Source organism: Lujinxingia sediminis, from assembly GCF_004005565.1.
Lineage (GTDB): Bacteria > Myxococcota_A > Bradymonadia > Bradymonadales > Bradymonadaceae > Lujinxingia > Lujinxingia sediminis.
Map to the genome: position 1 here is coordinate 1261981 of NZ_SADD01000001.1, position 15855 is coordinate 1277835.

At 62.9% G+C, this 15855-nt stretch carries 14 protein-coding genes; 11 read left to right on the forward strand and 3 right to left on the reverse strand.

Annotated features, from left to right (window positions below; all coding sequences use genetic code 11):
• The first annotated feature begins 25 nt into the window (after positions 1-25).
• Genes EA187_RS05145 through aroF form a run of 6 tightly spaced genes read left to right on the forward strand, consistent with a single transcriptional unit; the run spans position 26 to position 7779 of the window.
• Positions 26-1408 carry an isochorismate synthase gene (locus EA187_RS05145; protein WP_115602587.1) on the forward strand — a complete coding sequence of 461 codons (1383 nt, stop codon included), beginning with the start codon at positions 26-28 and terminating at the stop codon, positions 1406-1408.
• Entirely contained in the window at positions 1405-3276 is a 1872-nt protein-coding gene (gene menD / locus EA187_RS05150) for a 2-succinyl-5-enolpyruvyl-6-hydroxy-3-cyclohexene-1-carboxylic-acid synthase (protein ID WP_115602586.1), read from the forward strand. Before EA187_RS05145 ends, menD begins: the two co-directional genes overlap by 4 nt.
• Positions 3273-4163 carry a 1,4-dihydroxy-2-naphthoate polyprenyltransferase gene (locus tag EA187_RS05155; protein WP_115602585.1) on the forward strand — a complete coding sequence of 297 codons (891 nt, stop codon included), beginning with the start codon at positions 3273-3275 and terminating at the stop codon, positions 4161-4163. Before menD ends, EA187_RS05155 begins: the two co-directional genes overlap by 4 nt.
• The gene (gene menC / locus EA187_RS05160; protein WP_115602584.1) at positions 4160-5314 is read left to right on the forward strand and encodes an o-succinylbenzoate synthase; all 1155 of its coding nucleotides are present in this window, start codon (positions 4160-4162) and stop codon (positions 5312-5314) included. The genes EA187_RS05155 and menC overlap by 4 nt, the downstream gene beginning before the upstream one ends.
• Positions 5311-6864, forward strand: a complete 1554-nt coding sequence (locus EA187_RS05165; protein ID WP_127779388.1) for a class I adenylate-forming enzyme family protein — start codon at positions 5311-5313, stop codon at positions 6862-6864. Before menC ends, EA187_RS05165 begins: the two co-directional genes overlap by 4 nt.
• A 36-nt stretch (positions 6865-6900) precedes the next feature.
• Positions 6901-7779 (forward strand): 3-deoxy-7-phosphoheptulonate synthase, encoded by an 879-nt coding sequence (gene aroF / locus EA187_RS05170; protein ID WP_115602582.1) that lies wholly within the window; start codon positions 6901-6903, stop codon positions 7777-7779.
• Positions 7780-8123: 344 nt separating this feature from the next.
• Here the strand turns inward: aroF and menH are convergent, their stop codons facing one another.
• Positions 8124-8915 carry a 2-succinyl-6-hydroxy-2,4-cyclohexadiene-1-carboxylate synthase gene (gene menH, locus EA187_RS05175; protein WP_115602581.1) on the reverse strand — a complete coding sequence of 264 codons (792 nt, stop codon included), beginning with the start codon at positions 8913-8915 and terminating at the stop codon, positions 8124-8126.
• A gap of 151 nt (positions 8916-9066) precedes the next feature.
• Here menH and EA187_RS05180 point away from each other — a divergent pair, with 151 nt between their 5' ends.
• Positions 9067-10650 (forward strand): hypothetical protein, encoded by a 1584-nt coding sequence (locus EA187_RS05180; RefSeq protein ID WP_115602580.1) that lies wholly within the window; start codon positions 9067-9069, stop codon positions 10648-10650.
• Positions 10651-10764: 114 nt separating this feature from the next.
• Here the strand turns inward: EA187_RS05180 and EA187_RS05185 are convergent, their stop codons facing one another.
• Both EA187_RS05185 and EA187_RS05190 read right to left on the reverse strand, forming a co-directional pair.
• Entirely contained in the window at positions 10765-11709 is a 945-nt protein-coding gene (locus tag EA187_RS05185) for a hypothetical protein (protein WP_127779389.1), read from the reverse strand.
• A 28-nt stretch (positions 11710-11737) separates the two neighbouring features.
• A complete protein-coding gene (locus EA187_RS05190; RefSeq protein WP_127779390.1) occupies positions 11738-12892 on the reverse strand; it encodes an LNS2 domain-containing protein in 1155 nt (384 codons plus the stop codon).
• Between the two features lie 562 nt (positions 12893-13454).
• Here EA187_RS05190 and arsC point away from each other — a divergent pair.
• From arsC to EA187_RS05210, 4 genes are all read left to right on the forward strand, one after another.
• The gene (arsC, locus tag EA187_RS05195) at positions 13455-13805 is read left to right on the forward strand and encodes an arsenate reductase (glutaredoxin) (protein ID WP_115602577.1); all 351 of its coding nucleotides are present in this window, start codon (positions 13455-13457) and stop codon (positions 13803-13805) included.
• A gap of 41 nt (positions 13806-13846) precedes the next feature.
• Complete coding sequence (locus EA187_RS05200; RefSeq protein ID WP_115602576.1) at positions 13847-14464, forward strand: hypothetical protein; 618 nt, start codon at positions 13847-13849, stop codon at positions 14462-14464.
• A gap of 40 nt (positions 14465-14504) precedes the next feature.
• A complete protein-coding gene (locus EA187_RS05205) occupies positions 14505-15125 on the forward strand; it encodes a hypothetical protein (protein ID WP_115602575.1) in 621 nt (206 codons plus the stop codon).
• Between the two features lie 102 nt (positions 15126-15227).
• Positions 15228-15842 carry an inorganic pyrophosphatase gene (locus EA187_RS05210; protein ID WP_115602574.1) on the forward strand — a complete coding sequence of 205 codons (615 nt, stop codon included), beginning with the start codon at positions 15228-15230 and terminating at the stop codon, positions 15840-15842.
• Positions 15843-15855: the final 13 nt, after the last annotated feature.

A 15855-nucleotide genomic window follows, 5' to 3' on the forward strand; every position in this document is an offset into this window, starting at 1 on the left:
GGCTCAGTGAGCCCAGGTGTACCCGATGTCCCCCCCCCGACCACAGCAACCGGCTGACCGCTCCGCGACGCGCCTGCACTTTACTGTTCAGGCGCTTAAGGAAGACCTCTGCCTCGCGGAAATCTTTGAGCGTGCCCGCTCTTTCACCCGCGCCTCCTACCTGCGTCTACCGCAGCACGGAGCAGCGTGCGGCGAAGAACTTGTGGGGCTGGGCTGCGCGTGGGAGGCGACCTTCGGTGACACCGGCAACGACACCGGGTTTGCCTCCGCCAACGCAGTCTTGCGCGCATTTCGCCACAGTGCGGGCGATACCGAAGACGTGCGCCTCTTCGCCTATGCGGCGTTCGATCCCTCGTACGCGCCTGGCGACGATGTTACCTGGAACGCCTTTGAGCGTCGTGCCCTCTACCTCCCCGAACTTTTGCTCATGCGCCGCGACGCGCAGCTCTTCGCCGTCATTGCACACCTCGATCACGCGTCACCCACGGCCATGAGCGAATGGTTGGCACGCGTCAACGATGCGCAACACCCTGCACAGCCTCCGGCAACAGACGGAGCATGCACATCACTCGACCTTCGTAACGAAGAGACGCGCTTTACCGCCAACGTCGCGAGCGTCGTGGCATCCGCTGGCACCTCGGCTCCGGTAGAGAAGATCGTCTACGCCCGCCGCGCGACCGCAGAGCGCTCATCGCACTTTAAACTTGACCGGGTCATAGCCGCGCTCAACGCCGACTTTTCTGGCTGTGCCACCTTCGCGCTTAGTCCCCACCCCGGCGCTCCGACCTTTGTCGGCGCGACTCCCGAGACGCTTGTCAGCGCCCACCACAATCAACTCCAGACCATGGCGCTCGCCGGCACCACCCGGGGAGGCAGTCCCCCGCAGAGCCCGGAACGTGCCGCGGCAGAAGACAACCTTCTGCACAGCGCCAAAGATCGCCACGAGCATCAAGTCGTCGTCGAGATGATCACCTCCAGCCTTAAACACCATGGTGCCAGCCCCTCCTACAACGACACCCCGGGCATCCGTCGCCTGACCAACGTCTCCCACCTGGAGACACCCATCCGCGCCGAAATCACAGATACGTTCGGACTACTCGAAGCCATCGACGCCTTGCACCCGACGCCTGCCGTCTGCGGCCAACCTCGCCAGGCCGCTCGCCAGGCCATCGCTCGCGACGAAGGCTTTGATCGCGGCCTCTATGCCGGCCCCATCGGAGCGATGTCGCCAGAAGGTGAGGGCCAGATCTTTGTGGCTCTGCGCTGCGGCCTTGTGCATCACGATCAGGCACTGCTCTTCGCCGGCGCAGGAATCACTGCCGACAGCGACCCCCACGTTGAGTGGGCCGAGACGCATCAAAAGCTCGCCGCACTCCAGAACGCACTCACGGCAGAGGACCTACCATGACCCCCTCGCCACCTTCCTGGCCGAACATCAACACGCTATGGGCACACGCCCTGGTCGACGAGTTGGTGCGCTGCGGGCTTAAACACGTCTGCATCAGCCCAGGCTCGCGCTCCACCCCGCTGGTGGTGGCCTTTGCCAACCACCCGGACATCGAGGACATCTCCATCATTGATGAGCGGCAAGCCGCTTTCGTTGCGTTGGGGTTGAGCCTCGCAAGCCAAAAGCCCGTCGCGCTTGTGTGTACCTCCGGCACCGCTGCGGCGCATTACTATCCGGCCATCTGCGAGGCTTCGAGCTCCGGTGTGCCCCTGATCGTGCTTACCGCAGATCGCCCCCCGAACCTTCACGATGCCGGTGCTCCTCAGGCCCTCGACCAGACTCGATTTTTCGGCACGCATGTGCGCTGGTTCCACCAGGTCGCCGAGCCCGAACCCACCGCCGAGAAGCTGCGCTACCTGCGCGCGCTGGCCTGCCGTGCCTTCCAGCGTGCGAGCGGTCCAAATGCGGGACCGGTGCATCTCAATCTCCCCTTCCGAAAGCCCCTGGAGCCCACTGCGCTCCCGGAGGGACACCGCGACGCCGTGCCCCCAACGCTTGGCACAGGCGACCCGATGGCGATGATGGGACGCCCCGACAACAAGCCCTACCTGCAAACCCCGCCGACCCATGCCGTACTTGATGAGTCTACCCTCGATACCATCGCGGACCTTCTCGCCAACGCGGAACGTCCTCTCATTCTGGCTGGCGCCGACCACCGGGGTAACACCTACGCCACCGCGCTCTTCGAACTTGCGCAACGCCTGGGCGCACCGCTCATCGCCGAACCCACCTCCGGGGTAACTCGCCACGCCGAGCTTCAAAAGCCACCCCTGCACTTTGGTGACGCCGTCTTCGGCAGCAGCCTTCTCGCACGCTGCGGCCAACCTGACCTCGTGCTGCGCACCGGCAAAGCCCCCTTAAGCTGGGCGGCTGCCCGCGCTGTGCGGTCCTGGGCTCACACCACCACAATCCTTCTCTCGCCAGACGTAGCCCCCCCAGACCCCGACCACCTGGCAGGCTGGCATCTCCGGGCCAACCCTCGCGAAACGCTGCAGGCTTTAAGTCGTCGACTTAGCCTCGCCACCGAACGAAATTCGGCGCCAGAATCCCCGTGGCTCAACGCCTTCCAGATGGCCGAAGCCCGTGCCGAAGACTCTCTCCGAGCCTCACTGGAGCGTTTCCGCCTCGCTCAACCCGACGCACCTCTCACCGCCCCGGAGATCTGGAACTCCCTCGGAGAACTGCTCCCGGAAGGCAGCGCGTTGATGATCTCCAACAGCATGCCTATCCGTGACGTGGATGCGTTCATGGGTCGCCGCCGCGCCCCACTGCAGATCTTTTTTAACCGCGGCGTCAACGGCATCGATGGCATCGTCGCCACCGGACTCGGGCTGGCCCTGGCTCGCCGCGAAGCCGGCCATCAGGCGCCCACCATCATCGCCCTGGGCGACGTGGCCCTTCGCCATGACCTCTCCGCTCTGGCCCTGGCTCGGGAACTCGATCTTCCCCTGCTTGTGCTCGTTCTGGACAACGAGGGCGGCGCGATCTTCGATGAACTCCCGATCGCTGACTTTCCCGACGTTCATACGCGACATTTCCTCACGTCGGCGCGCGCAGACATCACCCGTAGCGCCCCCTCGACCACGCGCCTTCATGAAGCAACCTCACCTCAAACGCTCGCCAGCGCCCTGAAGGCGTTTACGCACGATCCGGGCTTTCAGGTGCTCGTCGCGCGCAGCAACCGCGAGGTGGACCGCGACCTGCGCGCCGCCCTTCGCGCCGACGCTGCAACCCTCATCGATCACGGTTTTCAGGGAGACCTCCCATGACCTCCTCTTCCCCCTCCCGACTGCAATCCTGGATCCTGGCCTCTCGCCCCAAGACGCTCGCGGCAGCAGCTGTACCCGTACTGGTGGGAAGCGCAGTGGCCTACGGACAGGATGTCTTCGCGCCCGGCCCGGCCATCGCCGCGCTGGTGGGTGCTGGCCTCATTCAGATCGGCACGAACTTCGCCAACGACTACTTCGACGCCAAAAGCGGTGCCGACAACGAAAACCGCCTCGGCCCCACCCGCGCCGTTCAGGCTGGGCTGCTCACCCCCAACGCCATGAAATGGGCCACCGCCCTGACCTTTCTGGCCGCCGCACTCGTCGGCCTCTACCTCATCGGCGTGGGCGGCTGGCCCATCCTCATCATCGGCATCGCCTCCATCCTCTCGGGCATCGCCTACACCGGCGGGCCTTACCCGCTGGGCTACAACGGCCTTGGAGACCTTTTCGTCTTCCTCTTCTTCGGCCTGATCGCGGTCACCGCCACGCACTATGTGCAGGCGCTTAGCTTCTCCCCGGAGGCCCTCGTCGCCTCCATCCCCATCGGACTTCTGTCGACGGCAATTCTCATCGTCAACAACTACCGGGACGTCGACACCGACCGCGTCGCTGGAAAAAACACCCTGGCGGTGCGACTTGGAAAGGCCGTCACACGCAAGCAATACGCGGGTGTCGTACTCGCTGCATACCTGGTGCCTGTGATTCAGATCGCTGCCGGGCTCTCCCAGATCTGGGTGCTCCTGCCCCTTCTGAGCCTGCCACTGGCGATCAAATGCATCCGTGCGCTCGGCGCACTTGAGGGCAGCGCACTTAACGCCCTCCTCGCCAGAACCGCCGGCCTGCTCACCGTCTTCGGCGTGCTCTACGCCATCGGGTTTGCGCTATGAACGACGCCATCCTTACAGCCCTGTTCGAGTGTCCGCAGCTTTCGTGGGAGAGGGCCGAGCTTCCCCTTATGGTGCCAATTCGCACAAGCGCCGCCACCTACGAATCTCGCGAGGTTCTCGCGCTGCGTCTGCGCGCCATCGTCGCCGGGGTACCGGTCGAGGGTTTTGGCGAATGCTCGCCATTGCCCGGCTGGTCAACGGAAACGATCTCGGAGGTGGAACTCGCACTGCGCGGGCTGGCCCGCAATCTCCCCGCCCAGAAGGGGCTCTGCCTCGCTCCCGAGCATCTCAACGCCGCCCTGGGCAACCTCGCCAGTATGCCCACACTTCGTTTTGGCCTTGAGCTCGCGATGCTCGACGCTCTCGCTCGCCAGAAGTCAGTACCCCTGGCCAAACTCTTCGCAGACGAAGCCCCGATCGATCTGACCTACGGGGTCCGCCTCCAGTCGACTCACGCCCTGGACCCGCCGGCCATTACCGCCGGCCGCGTTCGCGTCTCCATCGGAGAAAGTACGCGTGCCGCCAAGCTTAAGGTCGGCCTCGATCCACTGGAAACGGACGTTGAGCGCATCCGCCTGGTGCGCGAGAAATGCCCCAACGCCGCTATCCGCCTCGACGCCAACCGCGCTTTCTCCATGGAACAAGCGCTCACCTTCGCCGAGGCAGTCGCTCCCTTCAATATCGACTTCCTTGAAGAACCCGTCGCCTGTGAGTCCGTCGAGGAGTTTGCTGAACTGAGCCAGAAGAGCGCGGTGCCTATCGCCGCCGATGAATCCTGCTCTCCCCCCTCCTTCGCTCGTGAGCTCATCGCAGCCCGCGCGGTCCGCGCACTCGTCCTCAAGCCAATGAGCCTGGGCGGACTCCTTCCTACTCTGACCCTTATTAAACTGGCAGAGAACGCCGGCCTACGCATCGTCATCAGCAACCTCATCGAGAGCGCCATCGGCCGCCGCGCTGCCGCCCATCTTGTCGCGGGCAACCCTCAGCTCATCGCCCTGGACGGCAGCCACGGCCTCATCACCGGCAACTGGCTCAAACAAGATCTGGCGCCCGAACGAGACAAAAACCTCGGCGGCACCCTGCGCCTCGACGACGCGCCAGGGCTGGGCTTTGTGCCCACCCCCTTCGCCCCTGGCTGGGAGGCAACATGACCTCGCCACCCCCTGCTCTGCACTGGCTCAACATCGCCGCCAGGCTCCACCCTGACCGTCTCGCCATCGTCGCAGGAGACGTGGAGCTTTCTTACGCGCAACTTCACTCCCTTGTCGCGCAACGTGCAAAGCACCTGGCCGCAATGGACATCAGGTCGGGAAGCCGTGTCGCCATCATCGCCGAGAACAGCGTAGGCTGGCTGCTGGCCGCTCACGCCATTCTCATGACTGGCGCAACCCTCGTCCCCCTGCACCACCTGGCCACCGCGGAAGACCTGCGCACGCAACTGAGCATCGTTCCCGTCGATCTTATCATCCGCGACGCGTCTGCAAATATCCCCTCGGAACTCGGTGCGTCCGAGCTCACGCTTGAGCACCTCAACGACGCCGCATCCTCCTGCATCGCAGGGCCTTCTGGCGATGCGCTCCCATCAATCGGCGAAACCTCCACGGCTGACAGCGATGATACCCTGGTGGTCCTCTTCACCTCCGGCACAACCGGCACCCCGAGAGCCGTTCCCCTGAGCGCCGCCAACATCCATGCGAGCGCGATGGCCTCCGCCGAGCGCCTGGGCCTTGAGAATGACGACCGCTGGCTCTGCTGCCTGCCCCTCTGCCATATGGGCGGGCTCGCCACGATGCTTCGCAGCCTGATCTACGCCACCACCCTGGAGCTCGCCGAACACACCGACATGGGCACCATCGCAACCCTGGTGACCACCCGTCCCATCACCCGCTTGAGCCTGGTCCCCACACAGGTACATCGACTGCTCACGGCGCACTCCACCCCCCTGACGACGTCGTTGCGCGCAGTCCTCGTAGGAGGCGGTCCCGTTGATGCCCACGATCTCCGTGCCGCCCGTAAGATCGGCCTTCCTCTTCTGCCTACCTACGGGATGAGCGAAGCCGCCAGCCAGATCACCACGCTCCCCCTCGACGCCCCCCTCGATATGCTGGAGAGCTCCGGCTCGCCGCTCCCTGGCACCGAGCTCCGCATCACCCTTGACGATGGTTCAACCGCCGCGCCAGGCCAACCCGGTGCCATCAAGGTGCGTGGCCCCACGCTCACCCGCGGCTACCTCAACAAGAACGCTGACGCTCTCTATGATAACGAGGGTTGGATGCGCACCGGCGACGTCGGGCACCTTGATGAACGTGGTTTTCTTTACATCCATCACCGCGCTTCCGAACGTATCGTCTCCGGCGGCGAAAACATCGACCCCACTGAGGTTGAACGCGCGTTACGCGCGCATCCTCATGTGACTGACCTCGCTGTATTCGCCCTGGACCATCCGGAGTGGGGCCAGCAACTCTGCTGCGCACTGGTGCTCTCCTCCCTTCCGGCATCACAGAAGGATGACCAACTCGCCACGCTGGCTGAGTTTTCGGACACAAAACTCCTGCAAAGCCTCAACGAGCACTGTCGCACTCGTCTCGCACCTTTCAAAATCCCCCGGCGCTGGTTTCTCACCGACGCCATCCCCCGCACGCCCAGCCAGAAGGTGCGCCGCCACCGGCTCGCCGAGCTGGCTACGCGTGTCGGTCAGTAAATCCCCCCTTGTCGTCTTTCCCCTGAGGTCTACCTCATGAGCACCGCCGATTTCACCCCCGCTATCCCATCCTCGACCGACCCCACCTCCGTCGATCCACGCCTGCCCCGCACCGGTCGCCGTATGGACCGCTCCCGCCACGTCGTTCATATCGGGGACGTCCCCTTCGGCGCAGAACCTTTCGTCGTCATTGCAGGCCCTTGCGCCGTGGAATCCGCCGAAATGATCTCACACGCCGCAGAATGCGTCGGTAAGCTGGGGGCCAACGTGCTTCGCGGTGGGGCGTTCAAACCTCGCACGTCCCCCTACAGCTTCCAGGGCTTAGGCATGCCCGGAATTGAACTCTTGCAGAAGGCATCCCGCACCCACGGCTTGCCCTTTGTCACCGAGGTTCTCTCAGAGTCCGATGTGGAGCAGATGGCCGAGTGCGTGGATGCCTTCCAAATCGGCGCGCGCAACATGCAAAACTTTGCCCTTCTTGAAGCCGTCGGTCGCACCGGACGCCCGGTTGTTCTGAAGCGAAACTTCGGTGCGACTCCCACCGAATGGCTTCTGGCGGCAGAACACGTCGCGCGCGCTGGTTCCGACCAGATCATCCTCTGCGAAAGGGGCATCCGCTCCTTCGGCGATGAGACCCGCTTTACCCTGGATCTTGCTGGCGCCATGTGGGCACAAGATGAAAGCCGCCTTCCCGTCATCGTCGACCCCTCCCACGCCATCGGCCTGCCCCGGCTCCTTAAGCGCGCCGCCGCGGCAACCCTGGCTGCCGGTCTCGACGGCCTCATGGTCGAAGTGCATCCCGAACCCTCCGAGGCGCGCTGCGACGCCGATCAGGCCCTGACCCCGGAACTCTTCGACGAACTTATGGCCCACCTCAAGCGCTTCACCGTCGAACGCCCCCTTCTTGCTCCCTGACGCGCTGGTGACCTCGTTGTCGCCACCACGGCACCATCTCCCACCGGGCGCTCATTGCTCTTTGCAGAGCGACCCGGAGATCTCAACCGAGGCAGCCGTGCTTCTCGGCCTCTGGCACACGTCGAGCGCACGTGCAGCACTAACCTTGCAGCCTCACATCGACGCTCTACGCACGTGCAAGGGTGATTTTTTGGTGATTATGGGGTCCGTGCGGGCGTCCGAGCCGTTTCGCGCGCCCGTGCACCAGGCCGCACGTGCGTTGACAGGTCAGACGGCTATGGTGCTCCCTACCCGCCAGCGCGTGCCTCCTCTTCAAACAAACAAAAGTCCCGCCCCTTCGCACGCTACGCCGTAGTCCAAAACCCGGAGATCGCATCTGCGACCGCGTCAGGTGCCTCCAGGTGAGCGCTATGCCCGGCCCCCTCGATGATCCGCACCTCTCCGCCACTTCGATGCGCCGCACGCTCAGACATCGCCGCATAACGCGCGTCCAACTCACCCGCCAGCCACAGCGAGGGAATCGCCAACTCCGAGAGCCGCGACCATAGACTCTCCTGAAGCCCCGGGCTTGCCTCCGCGACAACACGCGATAGCGCTTGCACATCACCCCGGCTGCGCTCACGCACCATCCCCTCAAACCCCGGGTGCGCCCTTAAACTCTCAAAGAGCTCCAGCTGGTACCAGCGTTCCAGAAAATGCTCCAGGCCCTCCTCACGCATCTCTCGAGCACGAGCCCCATCGAGACGCGCGCGCTCCGCGCGCTCTTCCTTCCCTTCAATCCCCGGACTGGCCGACTCCAACACCAGCGTACGCACCCGCTCCGGGTGCTGCAGCGCCAGCAACATCGCCACACGTCCCCCCATCGAATACCCCACCACATCCACCGCCTCGAACTCGAGATGATCAAGCAGGCCCACTACCTCCTCGACCATCGCACGAATCGACATTGGGGTCTGCCTGAGCAATCCGACACTTCGACCGTGACCGGGAAGATCCACACGCACGCAATGACGGTGCGCGCCCAGCCTCTCGCATAACTGTCCAAAATCCCGACCACTCCCCATAAACCCGTGCAGAAAAACCGCCGACGGCAACCCGATCGGGGCCTCGTTGCCTGACTCATAATGAATCACCACACCACCCTCATCGTACAGTGTTGCTGGAACCTCGCTCGCTCGACCCGACTAACCGCGTCCCCCAGACTCTGGCAAACGCTCGGGCTTCGCGCTAGCGTCCTGAAACAATTGCCCGCCACCTTTGCTTCGATCTCCTTGCCCGAGAATGGATATGTCGCTCTTCCGATCCCACTGCACACCACCGGCACCGTGCCTCGTGGCCATCGCCGCAGTCTCGCTCCTCGGTGCCTGCACCGCTCCTTCCCAGAACAGCTGCACCGACGAGCGCGACTGCTTTGAGGGCGAAATCTGCGTGCAGAACATCTGTGCGCGCACCCTCACTGAGCCCGACGCTGGCGACGAGCAACCCGACGCCGACGCCCACACGCCCGACACCTCGGGCACACCCGACACGGGGGACGACACCGATACCTCCGACCCCGACCCGGTCGACTCCGGCAACGACAGCGGCACTGAAATCCCGGACGTCGACAACGACGATGACGCCGACACCTCCCCCTGCAACCCGAACCCCTGCACCGAACCCGGTCGCACGGTCTGCACCGTCGAGGGCCAGGACGCCGTATGCAGCTGCGATGAAGGACACGTCGAGAGCCTTGACGTCTGCGTACCCTTTGCCTGCGAGTCTCCCGGACCCGGGCCGGTCGTGGCGTTCTCCGGCGCACAGGCCAGCCGACAGGATGTCGAAGCCTCGGTCGTCTGGGCCGACGACGCCTACCTCATCGTCTGGAGCGACGACCGTGCATCCTCCAATCAATCTCCCAGAATCTACGCCGCGCGTTTTGATCGTGAGGGCAACCCACTTGGCCAGGAGCTCCAGCTGACCTCCACCCCCGGAGGCTCCCACATCTCCACGACCAGTCTGGTCAAGGCCAACGATGGCTACGGCCTCATTTGGCGAGATGGCCGCGGTGGCCCCGACCGCAACGACGCGTACTTCCAGCGTCTCGACAACGCTGGCCAACCCGTCGGCTCTCCCCTCGCATTGACCGATGGCATCTGGGCCGACCGTATCGCGCTGACCTGGACCGGCAGCCATTTCATCGCACTCTGGACCCACCTCTCCGACGCCGAATCGGCCGTGAAGCTCGCAAAGATCACCTCCGATGGCGAGCTCGACGGCCCCCCGGTCAACATCGCGACCGACACGCCCTCAGGCTGGGCCACCCTGGCCTGGAGCGGCTCCTCACTCGGGGTGGTTTGGCGACAGAACATTGATCCTTTGGGCTACTCCCCACGGACCTTCTTTCAGCGCTTCGACGCGAACATCAACCCGCTTGACCCCGCTCCAATTCAGGTTGCGGACGGGCGGTTGCACTCGCCCACACTACTCGCGACCGACGAGCACTTCGCAATCACCGCCAGTGACAACTTCTACCACGCTACGAAACTCTTCCAGGCCACCTACGATGCCAACGGCCAACCCGTGCGTGAGACCGAAGAAATCTCATTTGTGGGGCACGAAGTTCACGGGCTCAATGCGCTCTGGAGCGGTCAGGACTACCTCTTCTTCTGGAAACATGTGCATACCATCAGGGCGCAACGCTTCAGCGAACTCGGCGTAGAATACGACGCCTCCGTTGAACTGATGAACAATGGCTATTTCCCCTGGTATCCCGCCTCCGCCTGGGACGGTGAACGCGCACTGGTTGTCTGGAACGTTGGCATCGGCCAGGACAATGACGGCGACCCCGACTACTACCGCTTCGTGATGCGCACCTACTGCCCCGAGTAAATGCGTCACGCATAGTCCACCACGAAAAAACGCCGGCGCCCCCCTCAGGGGACGCCGGCGCTTGTATCTGGCGGCATCCTTAAGGATGCGCCCCTCACGCGATACGCGGCGCGCTCACTTTAGCAACCACTCATCAATGAGCATCACCGAGCCGTGATCGCGCTCATCACCGGCGTTATTCGCCACAAGCACCATGTATTCGCCCGGATCCAGGTCGAGCACGGTAGGCTCCGGCGCAAGCTCCGGGTCGGACGCGTCCCAGGTGTGAATGAACGCAAAGGGTTCTTGATTTTCGATCTTCGGCAGCTGGTCCGTCGAGATCACAAACACGGTGTTCTTACCCCGCACCCCGCGCAAGACGTACGCGTAGCCCTCACGCGCCTCAAAGGTCGTACCGCTGGCCTGCCCCGGCCCCAGAAAGCCCGTAAAATCACCGATCGTCCCCTCATGATCAGCCACCGACGCCAGCATGCGCGGCGTCGCGGCGATCTTCACCGCGAGATAGTTGTTCACATCGGTGCCTGACGCCCCACCGAGGTTCTCCAGATAGGCATCATAGCGCCCGCGCGGAAGCTCCTCGCGATCCCAGCCCGCCTCCGGCCCCACGAAGCTGGCGTCATTAACGGTCATCACCACCCGCTCGTTCTCGGTGTTCTGCACCTCGTTGTAGCCGCGGAGCTCTCGCACCACCAACAACTCCACCGGGGTGGAGAGTTCATCGAGCTCGAAAGGCGTACGCAGCGTCGTCCCGACCGGAAGCGTCAGCGCCACTCGGTGGAAATCTTCAAAGAAAAGCTCGATCGGCGCATCTTCGCCACTGTCGGGCTCATCATCTGCAGCATCGGCCTCACTACCGACATCACCCTCCACGTCGTCTTCAGGATCGTCGCCCCCATCCGGCTCCGCACCACTATCACGATCCTCGCTGCCTCCCGCATCGTCGGGAATATAGGTAGGTATATCGCTCCCCTGCGGCGAGCCGCATCCCGCGAACAACATTGCTATGAGCAGCACCGAAGGCACGCCTCGGCGATTCAAACACACATGCCACATCATCATCTCTCTCCTGCGCTCCCGCCCCTGACCTTTAGGGTGTCCAGGCAAAGGGTTGGTCAGCTGGCACGTCGCTGCGCACGGCCTCCAGATGCTCGACGTAATCTTCGCCCAGCGCCACCGTTCCCTCTTCACCACCGTGTTGCCCGAGGATGAACGTCCGATCCGCCGGAACACCAGCCTCGGCATACGCAAAGATATCCGTAGTGGCGTTGCCGTAAGCCATGACGATCTCAAAACCCAACTCCTTCAAAAACTCCAGGTACGCCGCCTTGTACGCTCCCACTCCGCTGGTCGTCGGAAGCGACTCGGCGTTGGAGCCCGTCAAGCGCAAATGCCCGTGCGCCACGCCCTGATCATCAAGCCACCCGCGACTTTGCTCGGTCAGCCAATATGGCCGACCGGTGATGTAGACCAGCTGATACCCGTGCACTTCGTTGCGCACCTTCGTGATATCCACCGCTCCAACACGCGCCTCCGGTACGAAGTCCCCGTCTAACAAAGGCTCAAACAGGTCGTTGAAGATGTCCTGAAAGAGTTCCGTGTCCGATGTCGTGAGCGTCGCATCGATATCGAACACGATCAGTCGCGTCTCCCGAGGAAACACCCGAAGGTAGGAGCGAACCACGGTGTTGTCTCCCATCACCCGCTGCAACAACGCGTAGGTCCCGACCGGCGGCAATGCCCCCGGAGCGAGCGTCAGCACCGAACGTCCGTCGCTATCGGTCTCGGCCTCCCCAAGGCGCACATACGACCCGGAGCAATCGTCCATCCATACTTCAATTCGCTCCCCCTGAAGGTCTTTGCTCGTCGGCCCATACGTGAACTTACCGGTGACAAGCGCCTCGCGTTCGGGATGAGTGATGACGTCCTGCGCACTATGCCACGGATCAAGAGCCGCAATCGCCCCACTGCCAAAACTCTCCCAATCCACCGTATCGCTAAACTCCGGTGGGGCAGCCTGATTGCAGAACGCTAGCTCCGGCAACTCCTCGCCGTCATCGACATCGTCGTTACCCACGTCCGGCGGCGTCCCAACATCCCCCGCATCTTCGACCTGCTCATCAACATCACCCGGGTCAACATCCGGCGTCCAATGCTCCGAGGTGCTCGCCGAGGTACCACAACTCATTACAAGTACGGCCAGTAGCGGCGCGTAGATAGCTCCACGCAACGTTTGAAGACACATATCCTTTCTCCTTCAATGAGGTTTATTCTGGAGACTTCTAACGTCCATCTTAACATAAGTGGGCCACAGGCTCGCTGGAACGACGCCCTTTTTCAAGGCCCAACCACCCACACACCTGACACTTCGAGCCTGACGAATACACCTATCTCGCGAGTCCCCCTGGCATGATTTCACCTCAGACACTCCATACTGCGCGAACACGCTCCACAACCAATACCCCTGTCACCGAAAGCACCCCGGAGATGCCTTCCGGGACGACCATGTTGCGATAACAAAGCAGCCGCGTCCTCCCTGACACGACGCCCGAGCTCAGCCTTCGTTCTCGCGCGACACCTGTCTCCAACAACGCCGGTGGAACCACGGCACACGAGCGTCACATCCTCCGAGATAGCCATCTCCCCCCCGGGCGCTCGGAGTGCTCGCACGCTCCATCACCCACCGACGAGCAACAACACCTTCCGCGCGAAATGCAATCGGCGCCCATCCTTGCTCCTCGGACCGCTTCTCGGGTATCGATCGGCCTGCCTGAACGAAGACCAAACGATCGCTACTGGAGTACATAATGACCTCAACGATGACCATCTGGCACAACCCCCGATGCAGCAAGTCGCGCCAGACTCTGGCACTTCTCGAAGAGCACGGAATCTCCCTGAACGTGCGCCGCTACCTCGACGACACGCCGACCGTCGAAGAGATTCGTGACGTGCTGGGCAAACTGGGAATCAAGGCCGACGGCCTCGTGCGTAAGAAGGAATCTCTCTTCAAAGAACTCGACCTCTCCGATGCCGGGGACGATGCACTCATCAACGCAATGGCCGCCCACCCCAAACTCATCGAACGCCCGGTCGTCATGACCGACACCGACGCGGCGATCGGCCGCCCACCCGAAGATGTGCTTCGCCTTCTGAAGTGATCGCCCCCTGCTCCTGAGACGTCAACGCCCGGAGAGTCGCCATGACCCCACCGAAGATGAGCGATGATGCAGTCCAGAAGGCCACTGGCCACCCCTGGCGCCACTGGTTTGATCGACTCGACGCGCTCGGTGCCGAAAGCATGAGCCATAAGGACATCGCCCACCACCTGCACACCCGCGAAGGCGTGTCAGGCTGGTGGGCGCAATCCATCACCGTGGCCTATGAGCGTGCCCGAGGAATGCGAGAGATCGGCGAAACCTCCCGCGGCTTTCAGATCAGCAAACAGAAGACCTTTCTGCCAGACGCGTCCGAAGCATGGACATTACTGACCTCTGCCGAAGGGCTCGGCGCATGGCTGGGCGCAGGCGCACCTCAGACGCTGCAGGAGGGAACAAACTTCGACCTCGAAGAGGGCCTGCGCGTTGACGTGCGTGGCATTCGCCCCGGCGATAGCATTCGACTCGGCTGGATCCCTTCCACGCGAGCGACCACAGAGGTGGTCATCGCCCGGGTAGAAACAAGCCCTTCGGGAAAAGGAACGATCGGATTTACCCATGAGAACCTCCCCGACGCGGATGCTCGGGAATCAGCCCGCTCTCGCTGGACAGACGCGCTCAAGGCTCTCCAGACCATCGCTCGCCAGAACACGCCCCGCTGAGTCTCCTCCCCACCTGACCCACCGATTCCGATGACGATGTATGCCTGAGCCCGCTCCTCAGCCCGAACCCGGCAGAGAAGAAACCGATTCGGCGAGTTTGTCGCGTCCCGAACGCACACGGAAGCAGGTCGCGATCTTTCTCGTCGCGCTTCTTCTCGTCGTGGGGTGGACGTTCTTCTTTCTCTACACCGAGCCCGAGGCCGTCATTGAGTGGATGGGCGTTGAGAACAGCTATCTGGTTGGCTTTTTAATCTCAGTATTTGGCGCGCTGGGATCCGTAACCCCCTTCTCCACCTACCCGGCGGTCTATGCCATGGCGACCACCGAGGTGAACCTGATCATCCTCATTCCCCTGGTGGCCGTTGGGCTGACCGTGGGCGACGCCCTCTTCTTCTACTTCGGCGTGACCGCCCAGAGTGTGATGCCACAGTGGCTGGAGAACTGGATGGAGCGTGTCTGGCTGTGGCTGCAAACCAAGCCTGAACTCTTCCTGCAGATCTTCATCTTCCTCTACGTCGGCTTCTCCCCCTTTGCCAACAACCTGCTCACCGCCCCACTGGCCATGGCCGGCTACCGCTTTCGCAAGATCGTTGTACCGCTGACCCTGGGCAACTGCTCGCTCCCCATCGTCGCCAGCTACCTGGCAACCATCAACGCCTGAACCAATGCGAACTTCCGCGCCTCAGACCTTGACACCTTCAAGGGAGGCGTCCACCATCGCCGCGCTCGAAATGGCGACGCAACCTGACTCTAGGATAGAAGAATGAGCAAGCACCCCGATTTTCAACAGTTTCGTCCCCACCCCTGGCACGGTCTCACCGTAGGTGACAACGCCCCCGAGGTCGTCAACGCCTACATTGAGATGACCCCCTTTGACTCGGTCAAATACGAGATCGACAAAGAGACCGGCTACCTGCGCGTCGACCGCCCCCAGCGCTTCTCCTCGCAGCCCCCTACCCTCTACGGCTTCGTCCCGCGCACCTACTGCGCCGATCGCGTCGGCGAGCTTTCGTTGACCACCGATGAAGGCGACCTTGACCCGCTGGACATCTGTGTTCTCAGCGAGCGGCCCATCACCCGTGCCGAGCTCCTGGTCAGCTGCCGCGTCATCGGGGGGCTGCACATGGTGGACCACGGGGAGGCTGACGACAAAATCGTGGCCGTGCTCGAGAACGACACCGTCTGGGCTGGCGCTCGCGACATCAGCGATGTTCCAGAAGTTCTCATCGAGCGCTTGCGCCATTATTTCCTGACCTACAAGATGGTGCCTGGTGAAACGACATCCAACGTCCAGGTCGATACCATCTACGGCGCCGATCACGCCCAGAAGCTGGTGCGTGCAGCCATGGCCGACTACCAGGAACACTTTGGCAAGTAAGCGCCGGGACGCT